17 protein-coding genes are annotated in these 20,216 nt (G+C 72.7%); 12 read left to right on the forward strand and 5 right to left on the reverse strand.

Translation table 11 applies throughout. The features are described 5' to 3' along the window. The first annotated feature begins 170 nt into the window (after positions 1-170). The 3 genes from AC07A4_RS33785 to AC07A4_RS33795 all read left to right on the forward strand — a co-directional run bounded on the left by AC07A4_RS33785 (position 171) and on the right by AC07A4_RS33795 (position 4,230). Positions 171-2,525: a phosphoketolase family protein gene (locus tag AC07A4_RS33785; RefSeq protein WP_478606212.1), complete on the forward strand. Its 2,355-nt coding sequence runs from the start codon at positions 171-173 to the stop codon at positions 2,523-2,525. Continuing rightward, entirely contained in the window at positions 2,513-3,652 is a 1,140-nt protein-coding gene (locus AC07A4_RS33790) for a universal stress protein (RefSeq protein WP_478606215.1), read from the forward strand. Before AC07A4_RS33785 ends, AC07A4_RS33790 begins: the two co-directional genes overlap by 13 nt. A 101-nt stretch (positions 3,653-3,753) precedes the next feature. Beyond that, on the forward strand, positions 3,754-4,230 hold the full coding sequence (locus AC07A4_RS33795) for a VOC family protein (RefSeq protein WP_478606218.1): 477 nt from the start codon (positions 3,754-3,756) through the stop codon (positions 4,228-4,230). A 30-nt stretch (positions 4,231-4,260) separates the two neighbouring features. On the opposite strand, the gene AC07A4_RS33800 is transcribed toward AC07A4_RS33795, so the two are convergent. Further along, positions 4,261-4,902: a TetR/AcrR family transcriptional regulator C-terminal domain-containing protein gene (locus AC07A4_RS33800; RefSeq protein ID WP_478606220.1), complete on the reverse strand. Its 642-nt coding sequence runs from the start codon at positions 4,900-4,902 to the stop codon at positions 4,261-4,263. 216 nt (positions 4,903-5,118) lie between these two features. Between AC07A4_RS33800 and AC07A4_RS33805 the strand changes: the two genes are divergently transcribed. Next, positions 5,119-6,603, forward strand: a complete 1,485-nt coding sequence (locus tag AC07A4_RS33805) for an FAD-dependent monooxygenase (RefSeq protein WP_478606272.1) — start codon at positions 5,119-5,121, stop codon at positions 6,601-6,603. On the opposite strand, the gene AC07A4_RS33810 is transcribed toward AC07A4_RS33805, so the two are convergent. Then, on the reverse strand, positions 6,581-7,525 hold the full coding sequence (locus tag AC07A4_RS33810) for a hypothetical protein (protein WP_478606223.1): 945 nt from the start codon (positions 7,523-7,525) through the stop codon (positions 6,581-6,583). The two genes, AC07A4_RS33805 and AC07A4_RS33810, sit on opposite strands and share 23 nt — an antisense overlap. Positions 7,526-7,898: 373 nt before the next feature. On the opposite strand from AC07A4_RS33810, the gene AC07A4_RS33815 reads away from it, so the two are divergent. Further along, positions 7,899-9,095, forward strand: coding sequence for an acyl-CoA dehydrogenase family protein (locus tag AC07A4_RS33815; protein ID WP_478606225.1), 1,197 nt, complete (start codon positions 7,899-7,901; stop codon positions 9,093-9,095). A 49-nt stretch (positions 9,096-9,144) separates the two neighbouring features. On the opposite strand, the gene AC07A4_RS33820 is transcribed toward AC07A4_RS33815, so the two are convergent. Further along, positions 9,145-9,510 carry a darcynin family protein gene (locus tag AC07A4_RS33820; protein ID WP_478606227.1) on the reverse strand — a complete coding sequence of 122 codons (366 nt, stop codon included), beginning with the start codon at positions 9,508-9,510 and terminating at the stop codon, positions 9,145-9,147. Then, a complete protein-coding gene (locus tag AC07A4_RS33825; protein ID WP_478606230.1) occupies positions 9,500-10,417 on the reverse strand; it encodes an NAD(P)H-binding protein in 918 nt (305 codons plus the stop codon). The genes AC07A4_RS33820 and AC07A4_RS33825 overlap by 11 nt, the downstream gene beginning before the upstream one ends. A gap of 137 nt (positions 10,418-10,554) precedes the next feature. On the opposite strand from AC07A4_RS33825, the gene AC07A4_RS33830 reads away from it, so the two are divergent. After that, positions 10,555-11,502, forward strand: coding sequence for a LysR family transcriptional regulator (locus AC07A4_RS33830; RefSeq protein ID WP_478606274.1), 948 nt, complete (start codon positions 10,555-10,557; stop codon positions 11,500-11,502). Positions 11,503-11,505: 3 nt separating this feature from the next. Here AC07A4_RS33830 and AC07A4_RS33835 read toward each other — a convergent pair whose 3' ends face one another. Continuing rightward, positions 11,506-12,435: a helix-turn-helix domain-containing protein gene (locus tag AC07A4_RS33835; protein ID WP_478606232.1), complete on the reverse strand. Its 930-nt coding sequence runs from the start codon at positions 12,433-12,435 to the stop codon at positions 11,506-11,508. Between the two features lie 230 nt (positions 12,436-12,665). Between AC07A4_RS33835 and tkt the strand changes: the two genes are divergently transcribed. From tkt to AC07A4_RS33865, 6 genes are all read left to right on the forward strand, one after another. Continuing rightward, positions 12,666-14,750, forward strand: coding sequence for a transketolase (gene tkt, locus AC07A4_RS33840; protein ID WP_478606235.1), 2,085 nt, complete (start codon positions 12,666-12,668; stop codon positions 14,748-14,750). A gap of 41 nt (positions 14,751-14,791) precedes the next feature. Further along, positions 14,792-15,943 carry a transaldolase gene (gene tal / locus AC07A4_RS33845; RefSeq protein WP_478606237.1) on the forward strand — a complete coding sequence of 384 codons (1,152 nt, stop codon included), beginning with the start codon at positions 14,792-14,794 and terminating at the stop codon, positions 15,941-15,943. Next, positions 15,940-17,472: a glucose-6-phosphate dehydrogenase gene (zwf, locus tag AC07A4_RS33850; RefSeq protein ID WP_478606240.1), complete on the forward strand. Its 1,533-nt coding sequence runs from the start codon at positions 15,940-15,942 to the stop codon at positions 17,470-17,472. The genes tal and zwf overlap by 4 nt, the downstream gene beginning before the upstream one ends. Then, on the forward strand, positions 17,469-18,410 hold the full coding sequence (opcA, locus tag AC07A4_RS33855; RefSeq protein WP_478606242.1) for a glucose-6-phosphate dehydrogenase assembly protein OpcA: 942 nt from the start codon (positions 17,469-17,471) through the stop codon (positions 18,408-18,410). Before zwf ends, opcA begins: the two co-directional genes overlap by 4 nt. Continuing rightward, complete coding sequence (gene pgi / locus AC07A4_RS33860; RefSeq protein ID WP_478606244.1) at positions 18,403-20,067, forward strand: glucose-6-phosphate isomerase; 1,665 nt, start codon at positions 18,403-18,405, stop codon at positions 20,065-20,067. The genes opcA and pgi overlap by 8 nt, the downstream gene beginning before the upstream one ends. Positions 20,068-20,073: 6 nt before the next feature. After that, on the forward strand, positions 20,074-20,216 hold a 143-nt coding region (locus AC07A4_RS33865), incomplete at its 3' end, for an NAD(P)-binding domain-containing protein (RefSeq protein WP_478606277.1).

Here is a 20,216-nt window from a genome sequence, read left to right on the forward strand (position 1 = left end):
CCGTGGCCCACCGGGCACCCGCCGCCGGGCGGCGCCCCGCCGTGGGGGCGCCGCCCACGGGCCGTGTCACCCGCGGCCCGGTCACGATTCCACCGGCCTGAACCGCCCGTCCCGTGGAACCCGGCACCCGACGCCCCGGACCCAGGCCCCACGACCGAATCGAGGCTCCCATGGCCAAGGACAAGCTCGCCGCCCTGGACGCCCACTGGCGCGCCGCCAACTACCTCGCCGCGGGCCAGCTCTACCTCCTCGCCAACCCTCTGCTCACCGAGCCGCTCAAGCCCGAGCACATCAAGCCGAGGCCGCTCGGCCACTGGGGCACGTCCCCCGGCCTGAACCTCGTGCACACGCACCTCAACCGCGTCGTGAAGGAGCACGACCGGGACGTCCTGTGCGTATGGGGACCAGGGCACGGCGGGCCCGCCGTGCTCGCCAACTCCTGGCTGGAGGGCACCTACACCCAGACCTACCCCGACGTCACCCGGGACGCGCGCGGCATGGAGCGCCTCTTCCGGCAGTTCTCGTTCCCCGGCGGCGTACCGAGCCACGTGGCGCCCGAGACGCCCGGCTCGATCCACGAGGGCGGTGAGCTCGGCTACGCGCTCGCGCACGCCTACGGCGCCGCGTTCGACAACCCGGACCTGCTGGTCGCCTGCGTCATCGGCGACGGCGAGGCGGAGACCGGACCGCTTGCCGCGTCCTGGCACTCCAACAAGTTCCTCGACCCGGTGCACGACGGCGCCGTCCTGCCCGTCCTCCACCTCAACGGCTACAAGATCGCCAACCCGGCCGTCCTCGCGCGCCTGCCCGAGGCCGAACTCGACTCCCTGCTGCGCGGATACGGCCACGAGCCGCTCCACGTCACCGGCGACGACCCGCGCGCCGTCCACCGCGACCTGGCCAAGGCCCTCGACCGGGCCGTCGAGCGCATCGCCCGCGCGCAGCACGAGGCGCGCGCTTCCGGCGCGCGCGGCCAGCGCCCCCTGTGGCCCGTGATCGTGCTGCGCACGCCCAAGGGCTGGACCGGGCCCGCACGGGTGGACGGCCGCCAGGTCGAGGGCACCTGGCGGTCCCACCAGGTGCCGCTCGCGGGCGTGCGCGACAACCCCGAGCACCTGCGGCAGCTGGAGGAGTGGCTGCGCTCGTACCGTCCCGACGAGCTCTTCGACGCCGAAGGCCGCCCCGCCGCGCAGGTCCTCGACTGCGTCCCCGAGGGCGACCGGCGCCTCGGCGCGTCCCCGCACGCCAACGGCGGCCGCCTCACCCGGCGGCTGCCGCTGCGGCCCCTGGAGGAGTTCGCCGTCGCCGTCGACAAGCCGGGCACCGCGCTGCACGAGCCGACCCGGGTGCTCGGCGGGCTGCTCGCCAAGGTCATCGCCGACACCGCCGAACGCCGTGACTTCCGCGTCGTCGGCCCCGACGAGACCGAGTCCAACCGCCTCGGCGCGCTGTTCACCGTCACCGGCAAGGCCTGGCAGGCGCCGACGCTGCCCACCGACGAGCACCTCGCCCCCGACGGCCGGGTCATGGAGGTCCTCTCCGAACACCTCTGCCAGGGCTGGCTGGAGGGCTATCTGCTCACCGGCCGCCACGGCCTGTTCTCCTCGTACGAGGCGTTCGTGCACATCGTGGACTCGATGGTCAACCAGCACATCAAATGGCTGAAGACCGCCCGGGAGCTGCCCTGGCGCGCCCCCATCCCCGCCCTCAACTACCTGCTGACCTCCCACGTGTGGCGCCAGGACCACAACGGCTTCTCGCACCAGGATCCCGGCTTCGTCGACCACGTCCTCAACAAGAGCCCCGAGGTCGTGCGCGTCTATCTGCCGCCGGACGCCAACACGCTCCTGTCCGTCGCCGAACACGCCCTGCTCAGCCGCGACTACGTCAACGTCATCGTCGCGGGCAAGCAGCCCTGCTTCGACTGGCTGCCCCTGGACGCGGCCCGCGCCCACTGCGCGCGCGGCGCGGGCGTGTGGGAGTGGGCGGGCACCGACGACGGCCTGCGCGACCCGGACGTGGTGCTCGCCTGCGCGGGCGACGTGCCCACCCTGGAGGTGCTCGCCGCCGCGGCCCTGCTGCGCGAGCACCTGCCGGAGCTCGCCGTGCGCGTGGTGAACGTCGTGGACATCGCCCGGCTGCTGCCGCGCGAGGAACACCCGCACGGCATGGCCGACTTCGAGTACGACGCCCTGTTCACCCGCGACAAGCCGGTGATCTTCGCGTACCACGGCTACCCGTGGCTGATCCACCGCCTGGCCTACCGCCGCGCGGGCCACGCGCAGCTGCATGTGCGCGGCTACAAGGAGGCGGGCACGACCACCACCCCGTTCGACATGGTCGTCCGCAACGACCTGGACCGGTACCGCCTCGTCATGGACGTCGTGGACCGCGTCGCCGACCTGTCCGTGCGCGCCACCGGTCTGCGGCAGCTGATGGCCGACACGCGCACCCGCCACCACGCCTGGATCCGCGCGCACGGCACGGACCTGCCGGAGGTCGCGGACTGGTCGTGGCCCTACTGATCCTGACCCCTCGTGCCGACCCGCACCCGACCGACCACCCACCGCTGGGGCACGCCATGAAACACCACCGCACCCGCTCCTCCTCCGAGAGCCGCGTCCGCTCCGGTGACCATCCGGTTCCCCGGATGGTCACCGCGGGCATCGACGGCTCCTACGCCAGCATGGACGCCGCGGACTGGGCGGCCCGCGAGGCGCTGCGCCACGGGGTGCCGCTGCGCCTGGTGCACGCCGGGGCCCCGGCCGCGCACCCCGTCCGCGCCCGCCGCGCCGCCCGCCCGGCCGACCGTGCCCGCGGCGTCCTCGACCGGGCCGCGATCACCCTGGCGTACGGCCACCCGGCCCTGGAGATCCACGCCCAGCGGCCCTGCGGACCCGTGGTCCCCGCGCTGCTCGGCGCGTCCGAGCGGGCCGAGTCGCTGGTCCTCGGCTCCCGGGGGCTCTCCGGCTTCGCCGGGTTCCTGGTCGGCTCGGTCGCCGCTGCCGTCGCCACCCGCGCCGAGCGTCCTGTGGTGCTCGTACGCGCGGGGGAGCGCCCCGAGGACGCCCACGTCCCCGACGCCGACGGGGCGGCGTCGCGCGCCACGCCGTACCGCCCGGTCGTGCTGGGGCTCGACTTGGAGGACGCCGGGGACGCCGGAGACGCCGGAGACGGTGAGGGCGCGGTGGGTGGCGGAGACACCGGGAACGCGGCGCGGGCCGGGGACGCCGCGCGGGCCGGGGACGCGCTGCTCGCCTACGCCGTCGCCGCGGCCGCCGCCCGGGGCGCGCCCCTGCATGTGGTGCACGCCTGGGCGGTGCCGCCGCCCCGGAAGGCGCCGAGCCCCGCGGCGCGGTCCGGCCTGACCGACCTCACGGTCACGGACCTGACCGATGTGCTCGGCCTGGAGAAGCGGGCGCGGCACCGGCTCGCCGCTGCCGTCGAGCCCTGGCGGCGGGCGTGCCCGGACGTCGAGATCGTCGAGCGGGCCGTGTTCGGCAGGCCGGGCCACCAGCTGCTGAAGGCCGCCACCGGTGCCTCGCTGTTGGTCATCGGCCGCCGCCTGGCGGGGGGCCCGCGCCTGGGGCGCACCGCGCACTCGGCGGTCCACCACGTGGCCTGCCCGATCGCGGTGGTGCCCCACCCCTGAGGGGAGGCCGCCCGGTGGCGATGAGTTCCGGGCCGCGCGAGGGTCGTACAGGTGAGGAGCGGCGCCCCGCGCGCCGCCGGCACCGACGACAGGAGTGCGCCATGCCCAGGATCACGCCCAGCCTCTGGTTCGACACCCAGGCCCTGGAGGCCGCCGAGTTCTACGTCTCGGTGTTCCCGGACTCGAAGGTCACCAAGGTGTCGTACTACGGCGACGCCGGGCCGCGCCCGGCGGGCACCGTGCTGACCGTCGACTTCGAGCTGGACGGCCAGCCCTTCACCGCGATCAACGGCGGTCCCGAGTTCACCTTCGACGAGGCCGTCTCGTTCCAGATCGGCTGTGCGGACCAGGCCGAGGTCGACCACTACTGGTCGCGGCTCACCGCGGACGGCGGCGCAGAGAGCCAGTGCGGCTGGCTCAAGGACAAGTACGGACTGTCCTGGCAGGTCGTCCCCGACGAACTCGGCGAGCTGATCACCGACCCGGACGAGGGCCGCGCCCAGCGGGCGATGGCGGCGATGCTGACGATGCAGAAGATCGACCTGGCGGCGCTGCGGGCGGCCGCGGACCAGGCCTGAGGCCCCCTCGCACGCCCGAGCCCGGTCCCCTCACGCGCGCCCGGGCCCCAGTAGCCGGTCGATGCCGTGCGCGAACCGGTCGTCGAACGACGCGTCACCGAAGTGCGGCGCGAGCCGGGTGAGCGCCGGGAAGTCGCCCCCCTGGAGGGCCTCGGTGAACCGGCGGGCGCCGTCGCCCGGCAGCGACTGCTCCTCCTGCGTGAGCCCCAGGACGAAGTACAGCAGGTCCCACGCCGTCCACGCCGCCTCGCGCTCGGGCATCCCGCCGTCGAGCAGGGCCGCGGTGAGGGTCTCGCCGAACCGCAGCGTGGCCGTCTCGGCCGCGTAGGTGCCCGCCACGATGCGGGCGCCGTCCCGGTGGGCGAGCAGGGCGAGGCGGTAGCGGCGCATGAGGGTGCGCACGCGCTCGTGCCACGCGGCGGGCAGGCCGTCGAGCGCCACCTCGGCGACGATCGCGTCGGCCATCAGCTCCAGGAGCCGGGTCTTGGTCTTGGCGTGCCACAGCACGGTGTTCATCCGCACGCCGAGCCGCTCCGCGGTGCCGCGCACGGAGACCCCGTCGGCGCCCTTGTCGGCGAGCACGTCGAGCGCCGCCCGGGCGACGGCGTGGGGGGTGAGTCCGGCGCGGTGTCCGGTGTCCGCCCGCGAGGACGGCGCTTGCCTTTTGGTCACTGACCTAGTCTACTGACGACGCATGACTTGGTCACTGACCAAGTCATGCGTGAAGCGTCATGCGCGTACGGCCGTCGAGCCGTCGAGCCGTCGAGCCGACGGGCCGTACGCCGGAGGGGAGCACCCGTGCACACGGACCACGACCACCACGCCGACCACCATGCCGATCGCCACCACGACCAATGCGGCGACCACCACGCCGATCGCCACGTCGTCATCGCGGGGGCCGGTCCTGTCGGCCTCTGGCTCGCCGCCGAACTGCGCCTGGGCGGCGTGCCGGTGACCGTCCTGGAAGCGCGCGCCGCGCCGTCGCCGCACTCCAAGGCCCTCACCGTGCACCCGCGCACCCTGGAGGTCCTCGCCTCGCGCGGCGCTGTCGCGCCGTTCCTCGCCGAGGGCCTTCGCATCCCCAGCGGGCACTTCGGGGCCCTTGAGCACCGGCTCGACTTCCAAGTCCTCGACACGCCCTACCCGTTCACGCTCGCGATCCCGCAGGTCCGCACCGAGGCCCTCCTTGAGGAGCGCGCGCGTGCGGCGGGCGCCGACCTCCGGCGCGGCCACCGCCTGACGGGCCTGGCCGAGCACGCCTCGGGCGTCCGCGTCGAGGTGACGGGCCCTCAGGGCGGGTACGGTCTTACGGCCGCGTACGTCGTGGGCTGCGACGGCACCCGCAGCACCGTCCGCGCCGCCACCGGCATCGGCTTCCCCGGAACCGACGCCACCGTGTGGGGCTGGCTGGGCGACGTCGTCCTGGACGCGCCTCCCGCCGGGCCCGGCATGAGCGTGTCCACGCCGAAGGGAGGCCTGATGTGCGTCGCGCTGCCCGGCGGCCTGCACCGACTCGTCGGGCACACCCCCGACGGCCTGCGCGCCACTCCGCCGGGCCGGTTCACCTTCGAGGAGCTGCGCGCCCACGTCGTCGCGATCACCGGCCATGACTTCGGCATGCGCGAGCCGCGCTGGCTCTCCCGGTTCGGCAACGCGGCCCGGCAGGCGGAGACGTACCGCAAGGGCCGGGTCCTGCTCGCGGGCGACGCCGCGCACATGCACTTCCCCGCCGGGGGCGTGGGCCTCAACGCCGGTGTGCAGGACGCCGCCAACCTCGGCTGGAAGCTGGCCGCCGTCGTGCGCGGCGACGCCCCCGAGCGCCTGCTCGACACCTACCACCACGAACGGCACCCGGTCGGCGCGGCGCTCCTTGAGGCCACCCGCGCCCAGACCGCGCTGATGACCGCCTACTCCAGCGACGGGCAGGCGCTGCGCGCGCTGCTCAGCGACGCCGTCGCGACCGTCCCCGCGCTCTCCCGGCGGCTCGCCGAACGGCTCGCGGCCCTCGACATCGCGTACGAGACCACCTTCACGGGCCCCTACGAGACCGCGCTCCCGGGCCCCGGCGCCGCCCGCCGCCACCCGCTGACCGGAGGGCGGGCGCCGGACCTGCGACTCGCCGACGGGGCCGGCCTGTTCGGCCTGCTGCGCCCCGGGCGCCCGGTGCTCCTGGACTTCGACGGGCGTGGCGACGGGAATGGCGACGGCCCCTCGGTGGACGTGGTCGTCCACCAGGGGCCGCCGGTCGGCACCCACTCCGCGTGGGCGGGCGTGGGTGCCGCGCTGATCCGTCCCGACGGGCACGTGGCCTGGGCGCGTGACGCCGTCCGGCCGCCGTCCGGGGCCGTCCTCAGCCGAACGCGATCGAGCTGACCTTGTTGTCGAAGCCGATGGCCGCCAGGTTCGCGACGTCGCCGTTGATCACCTTGGACTCGCCCTTGCAGCCGGGGCGCGACCAGAGCTTCAGGGAACCGCTCGCGGAGACCGACGAGGCGACCTTGGGGCGGGCCACGTTCTGGCAGCCGGGGCCCGCGACGCCCTGCGCCGGGTCCTGGAAGTTGGCGTTGTCGAACAGGATGGCGCTGGTGGCCGGGTCGCCCGGAGCGCCCTGGCCGCCGCCCTGGCCCGCGTCGCCGCCGCCGGGCCGCCCCGCCTTCTGGCCGTTCGGCGTCACGCCGAACCAGGTGCCGCCCACGCCCTGGCCGTTGGTGTCGCCGGGCTTGAGGTCCTTGCTGAAGCGGTAGACCGGCCAGCCGCCGATGGTCACCTGGCGGGTGCCGTCCGCGCGCCGGATGACGCCGACGTCGGAGGTCCGCACGCCGTCCACGAAGATCTTGCCGCCCGGGTCGACGAGGACCGGGGGCCAGGTCGTGGCGCAGGCACCGGCGCAGTTCGACCTGGAGGGCCGGGCGGTGTCCTTGTCGAAGCGGTAGAGGGTGAACCCGGAGCCGTTCACGACCACCGGGTCAAGGGCGCCCGCGCGGCTCGCCGACAGCTGCGTCCACGTGCGTTGCACGGGCTTGGCGGCCGGCTCGCCGGGCGGGTTCGCCCAGTCACCGGTCTGCTTCGGCGCGTTGTTCTGGCGGGCCGTGCCCGACCGCAGGGACAGGTCCATCGAGCCCGACCCGCCGCCCGCCTGGCCCTCGGCACGGTCGCCGTTGACGGCCGGGGCGTTGCCCGCGCCCTTGCCCGCGCCGTCGTCGCTGCCGCCGCCTCCGCAGGCGGTCAGGACGAGGACTCCGGCGGCGGCGAACGAGGTGAGGAGGATGGCGGGCTTGCTGTTCCTGCTGAGCATGGTGCTCTCCTTGAGGCTTGGTCGGCCGGTCCCTTGGGGGTGCGGCCGGATGGGCGCTGGGTCGTGGAGTGCTTTCGCAGCGTGAGTACGGACGTCGTGAGCGGCGCCGTTCAGCACTCAGCGGACCGTGACCAAACCGAGACAATGTCTAAATCAGGGCCCTGTCTGACTCTTGTCCGAAAGTGGGCCTTGCGCGGGAGGCTTCTCGTGAAGGGCCTGGGGCGGCCCCGTCCGCGACAGCGGCGGCAGAGGGAACGGCCAGCGCCCGTGCCGTCCGTCTTCCCCCTTACTGGAACACGTTCTACTCTGTGCGCCGTCAAGCCGTGCCGCCGTGCGGGCACGGGGAGCGGCACAGGGACCGCCAGGAGGGGCCGTGCACCTCGCATACACGCCCGAGCAGGAGCGGCTGCGCGCCGAACTGCGCGCGTACTTCGCCGAACTCGTGCCCGACGACGCGACCGACCACCACCGCTCCCGCGAGCGCGCCGCGCAGAAGCGCTTCTACCGCGAGACGATCCGCCGCCTGGGCGCCGACGGCTGGCTCGGCGTGGGCTGGCCCAAGGAGTACGGGGGGCGCGGGCTCACGCCCATGGAGCAGTTCATCTTCTTCGACGAGGCCGCCCAGGCGGGTGTCCCGCTGCCGCTGATGGCCCTCAACACCGTCGGCCCCACGCTCATGCGGTACGGCACCGACGAGCAGAAGGCGTACTTCCTGCCGCGCGTCCTCTCCGGCGAGATCGACTTCGCGATCGGCTACAGCGAGCCCGACGCGGGCACCGACCTCGCGGCACTGAAGACGCGGGCCGTGCGCGAGGGCGACGAGCGAGACGGGCACTACACCGTCAACGGGCAGAAGATCTGGACGACCAACGGCGACACCGCCGACTGGGTGTGGCTCGCCGTGCGCACCGACCCCGACGCCCCGCCGCACCAGGGCATCTCCATGCTGCTGGTGCCGACGTCCGACCCGGGCTACTCCTGCACCCTCATCACCACCCTCGCCGGACACGACACCACGGCCAGCTACTACGAGGACGTCCGCGTGCCCGCGAGCCGCCGCGTCGGCGCGGAGAACAACGGCTGGCGGCTCATCACCAACCAGCTCAACCACGAACGCGTGACGCTCGCCGCGCACGGCACCATGGCCATCCGCGCCCTGCGCGACGTGCGCCACTGGGCCGCCGGGACCAAGCTCGCCGACGGCCGCCGCGTCATCGACCTGCCCTGGGTGCGCCGCCGCCTCGCCCAGACCCACATCAAGCTGGACGCGATGAAGCTCCTCAACTGGCAGATGGTGCACGCCGTCCAGGACGGCACGCTCACCCCGCAGGACGCCTCCGCGGTCAAGGTCTACGGCTCGGAGGCGCGCCGCGACGCCTACGCCTGGCTGATGGAGGTCGTCGGCGCCGCGGGCGCGCTCAAGGAGGGCTCGGCGGGCGCGGTGCTCCACGGGGAACTGGAGCGGGGCTACCGCTCGGCGGTCATCTTCACCTTCGGCGGCGGCAACAACGAGATCCAGCGCGAGATCATCTCGTGGATCGGCCTTGGGATGCCGAGGGTGCGCCGCTGACCGCCCGCCGCTGACCGCCCGCCGCGGCGGCCCCGCCGGTCGGGGAGCGTCAGGTGGCCAAGGTGGCCACCGGTTCCAGGCCGTAGGTGCGGGCGTAGCCGTTCTCGGTGCCCACGAGCAGGTCGACGACCTCGAAGTAGCGGTCCCAGAAGGGGGTTTCGCGCAGGGCGTCGATCAGCAGCCGGTAGGCGTCGTGGTCGTCGGCCTCCCAGACCCAGATGTCGGTGACGCGGGCCGAGTAGAACTCCGTGTCGTAGAAGCGGGAGCGGACGCCGCGGGTGCGGGCCTCGATCACCGGGACGACGTGGGTGGTGAAGGCCTCTACGCGTTCGGCCACGGTCAGCGCGAGCCACTCGGGCGTGGTCTTGACCAGCATGAAAGCGGTGACCGGCGGTTCGGTTCGGTCAGTTGGCATCGACGGCCTCCGGCGCGGCGAGGACGGCGGGCTTGAGGGTGTGCGCGCACCACTGGGCGAATCCGGTGGCCGGGCCCGTCAGCGGCGAGCGGTCGACGCCCGCGTCCAGGCCCTCGTCCTTGGCGCGCTTCATGGCGACGACGCCCTCGACGAACGCCTCGTCGAGGCCGTGGCCGAGCAGGGCGGACCGCAACTCGTCCAGCGGCTGGCGCCGGTAGCGGACCGGACGGCCCAGCTCCGCGGTCATGACGCGGGCCAGGTCGTGGGGCGACAGGTCCTGCGGGCCGAGTACGGGAACGCTGCCGACGCCGGTCCAGGAGCGGTCGATGAGCAGCCCGGCCGCCGCCGCGGCGATGTCGGCGACGGCCACCAGCGGGGCCGGACGGTCGGCGGCGACGGTGTCGGTGAAGACGCCGTCCTCGCGGATCGACTCGGCCTCCTCAAGCAGGTTCTCGTAGAAGGACGGGCAGGCCAGGGCGCGGAAGGCGACGCCGGACCCGGCGATCAGGTCGTCCATGGCCAGGGACGCGGTGACGAGCCCGGCCCAGGCGGCCTGCGGGGCGCCGCGGCCGAGCGCCGAGACGCCGACGACATGGCCGACGCCATGGGCGGCGAACGCCCGCGCCGCCGGGCGGGTGAAGCCGCTGAACGCCTCCTCGGGCGTGGCCGAGCCGTCCGGCGGCACCAGCCAGAACACGGCGTCGGCCCCGGCGAAGGCGCGCTCGACGGTCGCGGCGTCACCGTGCGAGCCGGTGACCACCTCGACCCGCTCGCGCACGGCCTCGGGCAGCCGGGCGGGGTCGCGGGCCACGACGCGCAGCTCTTCGCCGCGCGCGGGCGCGGCCTCGACAAGGAGCGAAAGCAGTCGGCGGCCGATGTTCCCGGTCGGCCCGGTAATGACGATCATGAAAACCTCGCGGTCGGTGTGGGATCAGGTCGGTGTGGGATCAGGTCGGTGGGGGATCAGTACGCCCCTTCATCGTGCGAACCCGAACCGCGTTGCCACAATGGGAACTTCAGCAACCCCTCATTGCCTGGAACGGAATAACCCCGGTGAGCAGCCGCACTTCACACCTCGACGCCAACCTCGCCGTCGCCCTCGACGCCCTGCTGGCCGAGCGGAGCGTCACCCGTGCCGCCGCGCGGCTGCACACCTCGCCCGCGGCGATGAGCCGCACCCTGGCCCGGCTGCGCCGGGTGCTCCAGGATCCGCTCCTGGTGCGGGCGGGACAGGCGATGGTGCCCACGCCCCGCGCCGAGGCGCTGCGGGACGAGGCCGCCGCCGTGGTGCGCCGCCTCGACGCCCTGCTCACCCCGAGCGGCGGGATCGACCCCGCCGCGCTGCGGCGCACCTTCACCGTCCAGGCCGCGGACCTGGTCGGCACGGCCCTGGTGCCGGGCCTGCTCGAGCTGGCCCGGAGTCAGGCGCCGGGCGTCTCGCTGCGGGTCCTCGCCGAGGAGTGGGAGGCGAGCTCCGCGCTGCGCGAGGGCCGGGTCGACCTGGAGATCGGGGCCGTCGACCACGTCGACCCGGAGACCCGGGTCGAGGAGCTGGTCACGCTGCGGATGGCGGCCGGTGTCAGGGCCGGGCACCCGCTCACCGAGGGCACCCTGACAGCGGCGAGGCTCGCCGCGGCCGAGCACGTGGTGGTCAGCCGCCGGGGGCGCTTCAGCGGCCCGCTCGACGCGGCCCTGGCCGAGCGGGGGCTGAGCCGACAGGTCAGCGTCGTGCTGCCCGCGCATCTGGCGGCGATGGCGCTGGCCGCGGTCGGCGACGTGGTCTGCCTGGTGCCGACCGCGCTGCCGGGCGAGCCCCCTTCGCCGCTCACCGACGCGGCGCACACGCTGGGGCTCTGCCTGCTTGACATCCCGGTGCCGCTGCCGCCGGTGACGATCGGCATGGCCTGGCACCCGCGCCACACCGCCGACGGGGGCCACCGCTGGCTGCGCGGCGCCGTGCGCCGGGTGCTGCGCCCGGCGGCCGCGGAGTAGCGCTCAGGCCTGCTCGGCCCGGAACGCGGCCGGTGTCGCCCCGGTGTGCAGCTGGAAGAACTTCGAGAAGTTCGCCGCGTCGCCGAAGCCGACGGCCGCGCCGATGCGCCCCACCGGCAGGTCCGTGTGCGCGAGGAGCCGCTTCGCCTCCAGGACCACGCGCCGGTCGATGAAGCCCTTCGGCGTCTGCCCGGTGGCGGCGCGCACCGCGCGGACGAGCGTGCGGCGCGAGTAACCCAGCTCGTCCGCGTACGCGCTGACGCTGTGGTTGCCGGTGAAGCCCCGCTCGACCGCCGTGCGGAACCGCGTGAACGTCGTGTCCGGCTGCGGTCGGCACTCGTCCTCCGCCGCCCGCGCCGAGACGTGCGCCACCCGCAGCATGAAGGCCGTCAGCGCGTGCCGCAGGACCGACGTGTGCAGGCTCAGCGGCAGCGTCGACGTGTCCAGGTACTCGCGCTGGAGCTGCGCCAGCGAGGCGTCGACGGCGGCGAGCTGCGCCTCGTCCGGGTGGAGCAGCGGCGGGCGGTCGTAGCGGTACAGGCCCGTCGCCTCCACGGTCGCGCGCGGCAGGAAGCCGGGCTGCATGGTGAGCGCCGTGCCGGTGTAGGTGTCGGTCGGCGAGAAGCCGTGCACCTGGCCGGGCCGGATCCACAGGATGTCGCCGGGCCCGGCCTCGTACTCCGTGAAGTCGACCATGTGGCGGACCGGGCCGCCGCGGAAGAAGAGCAGGACGTGGAAGTCGATGCGGTGCACGCGCCGCGAGACGCCCGCGCCGCCCGCCCAGGGGCCGCCCGTGCCCATCGGGCCGACCTGCATCCCCACACCGGAGACACTCGCGCTCGGGTCGAAGGGGTAGGTGCGGATGTGTTCCACGGCCGTCCGGCTGGGGATGTGTTCCGCGGCCGCCAGGCGCGCGCCGCCCCGCTCTGTCATCCGTACATCCCCGCTCCTCGGCTTCTCCGGCCCTCTCGGCCGATGGGACCCCCACCGGGCACCACCCGCCGCACGTGTCCCATTTTCACCGAACGCTGGCACGGCCGCACCTACCTCACCAAAAGTATGACCTTTAAGTTCGTGACTAGTTCGACCAGGGATTTTCATCCCGGACGGACGGTGCCTTCGGGCACATCGGAGCAGCTACGGATGCGAAGGAAGCCCTTCAGATGAGCACGCGCACACCAGACGCCCTCGGCCCCTTCGAGTGGACCGAAACCGACCAGCGTGCCGTCGACACCGCGCGCCTGCTGGCGGCCGACGCCGTACAGAAGGTCGGCAACGGGCACCCCGGGACGGCCATGAGCCTCGCCCCCGCCGCCTACACCCTCTTCCAGAAGGTCATGCGGCACGACCCGGCCGACCCGGAGTGGACCGGCCGCGACCGCTTCGTCCTCTCGCCCGGCCACACCAGCCTCACCCTCTACACCCAGCTCTTCCTCTCCGGCTACGAGCTGGGCCTCGACGACCTGAAGGCGTTCCGCACCCAGGGCTCCAAGACGCCGGGCCACCCCGAGTACGGGCACACCGCGGGCGTCGAGACGACGACCGGGCCGCTCGGCCAGGGCGCCGCCAACGCCGTCGGCATGGCCATGGCCGCCCGCTACGAGCGCGGCCTCTTCGACCCCGACGCGCCCCGGGGCACGAGCCCCTTCGACCACACCATCTGGGCGATCGTCTCCGACGGCGACCTCCAGGAGGGCGTCTCCGCCGAGGCGTCCTCCCTCGCCGGACACCAGAAGCTCGGCAACCTCGTCTTCCTCTACGACGACAACCACATCTCCATCGAGGGCGACACGCAGACCGCGTTCTCCGAGGACGTCCTGAAGCGCTACGAGGCGTACGGCTGGCACGTGCTGCGGATCGCGCCGCGCGCCGACGGCGACATCGACGTCCACGCCCTGTACGAGGCGCTCGCCGCCGCCAAGGCCGAGACCGGGCGGCCCTCGATCATCGCGATGCGCACGGTCATCGCCTGGCCCGCGCCGAACGCGCGGAACACCGAGGCCTCCCATGGCTCCGCGCTCGGCGCCGAGGAGATCGCCGCCACCAAGCGCGTCCTCGGCTTCGACCCCGAGCGCTCCTTCGCCGTGGCGGACGACGTCATCGCCCACACCCGCGGGGCCCTGGACCGGGGCGCGGAGGCGCACGCGGCCTGGGACAAGCGGGTCGCCGCGTGGCGAGCCGACCACCCCGAGCGCGCCGCACTGCTCGACCGCGTCGTCGCGGGCCGCCTGCCCGAGGGCTGGGAGCGGGCGCTGCCCGTCTTCGAGCCCGGCACCCCGGTCGCCACCCGCGCCGCCTCCGGCAAGGTGCTCCAGGCGCTGGGCCCGGTCCTCCCCGAACTCTGGGGCGGCTCCGCCGACCTGGCGGGCTCCAACAACACCACCATCGACAAGGCGAGCTCCTTCCTGCCGGAGGGCAACCCCTTGCCGGAGGCGGACCCCTACGGCCGCACCGTCCACTTCGGCATCCGCGAGTTCTCGATGGCCGCGGAGATGAACGGCATCGCGCTGCACGGCAACACCCGTGTCTACGGCGGCACGTTCCTGGTGTTCTCCGACTACATGCGCAACGCGGTCCGCATGTCGGCCCTGATGCAGCTCCCGGTGACGTACGTGTGGACGCACGACTCGATCGGCCTGGGTGAGGACGGCCCCACCCACCAGCCGGTGGAGCACCTGGCCTCGCTGCGCGCCATCCCGGGCCTGAACGTGGTCCGCCCGGCCGACGCCAACGAGACCGCGGTCGCCTGGCGCGAGATCCTGCGCCGGGGCACGGACCGGCCCGCCCCGCACGGCCTGGCCCTCACCCGCCAGGGCGTGCCCACGTACGCGGCCAACGAGCTGGCGGCGAAGGGCGGTTACGTCCTCGCCGAGGCCTCCAAGGAGACCCCCGACGTCCTCCTGATCGCCACCGGCTCCGAGGTGCGGCTCGCCGTCGAGGCCCGGGAGCGCCTGGAGGCCGAGGGCGTCGCGACCCGCGTCGTGTCGATGCCGTCGGTCGAGTGGTTCGAGGAGCAGCCGAAGGAGTACCGCGACAGCGTCCTGCCGCCGTCCGTCAAGGCGCGCGTCGCCGTGGAGGCGGGCATCGCCCTGACCTGGTACCGCTATGTCGGTGACGCCGGACGCGTCGTCTCCCTGGAGCACTTCGGGGCCTCCGCCGACGCCGCCACGCTCTTCGCCGCGTACGGCTTCACCGCCGAGAACGTCGCGGCCAAGGCCAGGGAATCCCTGGCCGCCGCCCGCGCTTGATCCTTAACGTAGCCAGTCAGTACCGAAAGAAGATGACGCACATGAGCGACGCCGTCGCACCCCTGAAGGCCCTTTCCGACGAGGGCGTTTCCCTCTGGCTGGACGATCTGTCCCGCAGGCGCGTGGAGTCCGGCGACCTCGCCGGGCTCGTCCGCGACCGCCACGTCGTGGGCGTCACCACGAACCCCTCGATCTTCCAGGCCGCCATCGGCTCCGGCGAGGGCTATGAGGACCAGCTCGCCGACCTGGCCGTCCGCGGGGTCACCGTCGACGAGGCCGTCCGCATGATGACCACCACCGACGTCCGCGCCGCCGCCGACGTCCTGCGCCCGGTCTTCGACGCCACCGAGGGCCAGGACGGCCGGGTGTCCATCGAGGTCGACCCGCGCCTCGCGCACCACACGGCCGCGACCGTCGCCGAGGCCAAGCAGTTGCACTGGCTCGTCGACCGCCCGAACGTCATGATCAAGATTCCGGCGACCGAGGCGGGCCTCCCGGCGATCACCGAGGTCACCGGCCTCGGCATCAGCGTCAACGTCACGCTGATCTTCTCCCTTGAGCGCTACCGCGCCGTCATGGACGCCTACCTCTTGGGGCTCGAACTCGCCCGCGAGCGCGGTCTCGACCTCTCCGCCATCCACTCGGTGGCCTCCTTCTTCGTCTCGCGCGTGGACTCCGAGATCGACAAGCGCCTCGACCGCGTCGGCACGGACGAGGCGAAGGCGCTGAAGGGCAGGGCGGCGCTCGCCAACGCCCGGCTCGCCTACGAGGCGTACGAGGAGGTGTTCGGGTCCGCCGACAAGTCGACCCAGCCCTCGGGCCGCTGGGCCGCCCTCGCCGAGGCGCACGCCACCAAGCAGCGCCCCCTGTGGGCGTCCACCGGCGTGAAGGACCCGGCGTACAAGGACACGCTGTACGTCGACGAGCTGGTCGCCCCGGGCACGGTCAACACCATGCCGGAGGCGACGCTGACGGCCGCCGCCGACCACGGAGAGATCACCGGCGACACGGTGACCGGCGGCTATGAGCGCGCCCGGGCCGATCTGAAGGCCGTGGACGCGCTCGGCATCTCCTACGACGAGGTCGTGCGGCAGCTCGAGGACGAGGGCGTCGCCAAGTTCGAGGTGGCGTGGAACGATCTGCTCGCCGCCGTCGCGACCCGCCTGGACGGCAAGGGAGGGGACACCAAGTGAACAGCACGCCCTGGCGGAATCCGCTGCGGGACGCCCGCGACCGCCGACTGCCGCGCGTCGCGGGCCCCTCGGGCCTGGTCATCTTCGGCGTCACCGGTGACCTGTCCCGCAAGAAGCTGATGCCCGCCGTCTACGACCTCGCCAACCGGGGCCTGCTCCCGCCGGGCTTCTCGCTCCTCGGGTTCGCCCGGCGCGAGTGGGAGGACCAGGACTTCGCCCAGGTCGTCCACGACTCGGTGCGTCGGCACGCCCGCACGCCCTTCCGCGAGGAGGTCTGGCAGCAGCTCGCCGAGGGCATGCGCTTCATCCCGGGCGACTTCGACGACGACGCCGCGTTCCAGCAGCTGCGCGACGCCGTCGAGGACCTGGACGCCAAGCGCGGCACCAGCGGCAACTACGCCTTCTACCTCTCCGTACCGCCGAAGTTCTTCCCGAAGGTCGTCCAGCAGCTCAAGCGGCACGGCCTCGCCGACGCCCCCGAGGGCTCCTGGCGCCGCGCCGTCATCGAGAAGCCCTTCGGCCACGACATCGCCTCGGCCCGCGAGCTGAACGCGATCGTCCACGACGTCTTCTCACCCGACCAGGTCTTCCGCATCGACCACTACCTCGGCAAGGAGACCGTCCAGAACATCCTCGCGCTGCGCTTCGCCAACCAGATGTACGAACCGATCTGGAACCGGAGTTACGTCGACCACGTGCAGATCACCATGGCCGAGGACATCGGCATCGGCGGCCGCGCGGGCTACTACGATGGCATCGGCGCCGCCCGTGACGTCATCCAGAACCACCTGCTCCAGCTGATGGCCCTCACCGCCATGGAGGAGCCCGCCTCCTTCGACGCCGCGTCGCTCGTGACCGAGAAGCTCAAGGTCCTCAAGTCCGTGCGGATCCCGGACGACCTGGACCGGCACACCGTGCGCGCCCAGTACGCCGCGGGCTGGCAGGGCGGCGAGCAGGTCAGCGGCTACCTCCAGGAAGACGGCATCGACCCCGAGTCGAAGACCGACACCTACGCCGCGATCAAACTGGAGGTCGACAACCGCCGCTGGGCGGGCGTCCCCTTCTACCTGCGCACCGGCAAGCGCCTTGGCCGCCGCGTCACCGAGATCGCCGTCGTCTTCCAGCGCGCCCCGCACTCCCCGTTTGACCACACGGCGACCGAGGAACTCGGCCAGAACGCGATCGTGATCCGCGTCCAGCCCGATGAGGGCATGACCGTGCGCTTCGGATCGAAGGTCCCGGGTACGTCCATGGAGATCCGCGACGTGTCGATGGACTTCGCGTACGGCGAGTCGTTCACGGAGTCCAGCCCGGAGGCGTACGAGCGGCTGATCCTTGACGTACTCCTCGGCGACGCCAACCTCTTCCCGCGCACGGAGGAGGTGGAGGAGTCCTGGCGCATCCTCGACCCGATCGAGGAGCACTGGGACACCCACGGCGGGCCAGCCCGGTACGCCTCGGGCAGCTGGGGCCCCAGGGAAGCGGACGACATGCTCGCACAAGACGGACGGAGCTGGCGCAGGCCATGAAGATCGACCTCACCGACACCACGGCAAGCAAGATCAACAAAGCGCTCGTCGAAGGGCGCCGCGCCATCGGGACCCCCGCCGTGGGCATGGTCCTCACGATGGTCGTCGTCACCGACGAGGAGAACGCCTACGACGCCACCAGGGCCGCCCAGGACGCGTCCCGCGAGCACCCCTCGCGCACGCTGGTCGTCATCAAGCGCACCGCCCGCTCCCCGCGCGACCGACAGGGCACCCGCCTCGACGCGGAGGTGCGGGTCGGTGCGGACGCGGGCACCGGCGAGACCGTGGTCCTGCGCCTGTACGGGGAGGTGAGCAGGCACGCCGACTCCGTCGTCCTGCCGCTGCTCCTGCCCGACGCGCCGGTCGTCGTGTGGTGGCCCGTGGACGCCCCGGACGTGCCCGCCAAGGACCCGCTCGGCGCGCTCGCCGCCCGCCGCATCACGGACGCGTACGCCGTCGAGGAGCCGCTCACGGCGCTCACCGCCCGCGCCGCGTCCTACGCCCCCGGCGACACCGACCTGGCCTGGACCCGGCTCACGCCGTGGCGCTCCATGCTGGCCGCTGCCCTCGATCAGGCCCGCGTCGACGTCGTCTCCGCGGCCGTCGAGTCCGAGGCGGAGAACCCGAGCGCCGAACTCCTTGCCCGCTGGCTCGGCACCCGCCTCGGCGTGCCCGTCGAGCGCGTCACCACCGCCGGGCCCGTGGTCACCGCGGTGCGCCTCGGCACGGCGAACGGGGAGATCCGCATCGACCGCCCCGAGGGCCCCCTGGCCACCCTGTCCCTGCCCGGCCAGCCTGAGCGCACCCTCGCCCTGAAGGTCCGCTCGACCGCCGAGCTCATCGCCGAGGAGCTCCGCCGCCTCGACGCCGACGAGATGTACGCCGTCGCCCTGCACGGCGACGCCTCCGGTTCCAAGGAGTCCGTTCACCATGCCTGACCACACCCCCTCCCTGACCCGGCGCCCGGAGTGGACCGCCCTGGCGGACCACCGCGCCAAGACCGAAGGCATCCACCTGCGCGACCTGTTCGCGACCGACCCGGGCCGCGCGGAGCGTTACACCCTCCAGGTGGGTGATCTGTACCTCGACTATTCCAAGCATCTGGTGACGGATGAGACGCTCACGTTGCTGCGTGATCTCGCTGTGGCGACTGATGTGTTCGGGTTGCGGGATGCGATGTTCCGTGGTGAGCGGATCAACAGCACGGAGGACCGGGCCGTGCTGCACACGGCGTTGCGGGCGCCCGCTGGTGCGGTGGTCGAGGTGGATGGCGAGGACGTGGTGCCGGGTGTGCACGCGGTGCTCGACAGGATGGCTGTGTTCGCGGAGCAGGTCCGCTCTGGGGCGTGGACGGGTCACACGGGTAAGCGGATCAGGAACGTCGTGAATGTCGGTATCGGTGGTTCGGATCTCGGTCCGGCGATGGCGTATGAGGCGTTGCGGGCGTTTACCGATCGTGATCTGACGGTGCGTTTCGTGTCGAATGTGGATGGTGCTGATCTGCATGAGGCGGTGCGGGATCTGGATGCGGCGGAGACGCTGTTCGTGATCGCGTCGAAGACGTTCACGACGATTGAGACGATCACGAATGCCACGTCTGCGCGGGAGTGGCTGCTGACGGAGTTGCGGGCTGATCAGAGTGCGGTGGCCAGGCACTTCGTGGCGTTGTCGACGAATGCCGGGAAGGTCGCGGACTTCGGGATCGACACGGCGAACATGTTCGAGTTCTGGGACTGGGTGGGGGGCCGGTATTCGTTTGACTCCGCGATCGGTCTGTCGTTGATGATCGCGATCGGTGCGGACCGGTTCCGGGAGATGCTGGAGGGCTTCCGTCTGGTTGACGAGCACTTCCGGACGGCTCCGGCTGAGGCGAATGCGCCGTTGCTGTTGGGGTTGTTGGGGGTGTGGTACGGCAATTTCCATGATGCGCAGTCGCATGCGGTGCTTCCGTATTCGCACTACTTGTCGAAGTTCACGGCGTACTTGCAGCAGCTGGACATGGAGTCCAACGGCAAGTCCGTGGACCGGGACGGCGAGCCGGTGGCGTGGCAGACCGGTCCGGTGGTGTGGGGGACGCCGGGGACGAACGGGCAGCATGCGTACTACCAGTTGATCCATCAGGGCACGAAGGTGATTCCGGCGGACTTCATCGGCTTCGTGAAGCCGGTGGCCGATCTGCGGCCGGGTCTGGTGGCCCAGCATGATCTGCTGATGGCGAACTTCTTCGCGCAGACGCAGGCGCTGGCGTTCGGCAAGACGCCGGAGGAGGTGCGGGCTGAGGGTGTGCCGGAGGAGCTGGTGGCGCACAAGACGTTCCGGGGTGACCATCCGACGACGACGATCCTCGCGCGTGAGCTGTCCCCGTCGGTTCTGGGCCAGCTGATCGCGCTGTATGAGCACAAGGTGTTCGTGCAGGGCGCGATCTGGAACATCGACTCCTTCGACCAGTGGGGTGTCGAGCTGGGCAAGGTCCTCGCCAAGCGCGTCGAACCCGCCCTCACCGAAGGCGCGGACGTGCCGGGTCTGGACGCGTCGACCACGGCCCTGGTCGCCAAATACCGCGCCCTGCGCGGCCGTATGACGGAAGGCGTGTGAACTGACATGCAGCTCGGACTGATCGGTCTCGGCAAGATGGGCGGCAATATGCGGGAGCGCATTCGCCGCGCAGGCCACACCGTCATCGGATACGACCGCAACCCGGACCTCGCGGATGTCCACAGCCTCGAAGAGCTGGTGGGCCGTCT

It is taken from the genome of Streptomyces sp. NPDC043996 (assembly GCF_056435225.1).

What these genes read in the sequence shown, in the direction of transcription:
- AC07A4_RS33785 (WP_478606212.1), top strand. Translation starts at nt 171, where the DNA reads ATGGCCAAGGACAAGCTCGCCGCCCTGGACGCCCACTGGCGCGCCGCC.
- AC07A4_RS33795 (WP_478606218.1), top strand. Translation starts at nt 3,754, where the DNA reads ATGCCCAGGATCACGCCCAGCCTCTGGTTCGACACCCAGGCCCTGGAG.
- AC07A4_RS33810 (WP_478606223.1), bottom strand. Translation starts at nt 7,525, where the DNA reads ATGCTCAGCAGGAACAGCAAGCCCGCCATCCTCCTCACCTCGTTCGCC.
- AC07A4_RS33820 (WP_478606227.1), bottom strand. Translation starts at nt 9,510, where the DNA reads ATGCCAACTGACCGAACCGAACCGCCGGTCACCGCTTTCATGCTGGTC.
- AC07A4_RS33825 (WP_478606230.1), bottom strand. Translation starts at nt 10,417, where the DNA reads ATGATCGTCATTACCGGGCCGACCGGGAACATCGGCCGCCGACTGCTT.
- AC07A4_RS33835 (WP_478606232.1), bottom strand. Translation starts at nt 12,435, where the DNA reads ATGACAGAGCGGGGCGGCGCGCGCCTGGCGGCCGCGGAACACATCCCC.
- tkt (WP_478606235.1), top strand. Translation starts at nt 12,666, where the DNA reads ATGAGCACGCGCACACCAGACGCCCTCGGCCCCTTCGAGTGGACCGAA.
- tal (WP_478606237.1), top strand. Translation starts at nt 14,792, where the DNA reads ATGAGCGACGCCGTCGCACCCCTGAAGGCCCTTTCCGACGAGGGCGTT.
- opcA (WP_478606242.1), top strand. Translation starts at nt 17,469, where the DNA reads ATGAAGATCGACCTCACCGACACCACGGCAAGCAAGATCAACAAAGCG.
- pgi (WP_478606244.1), top strand. Translation starts at nt 18,403, where the DNA reads ATGCCTGACCACACCCCCTCCCTGACCCGGCGCCCGGAGTGGACCGCC.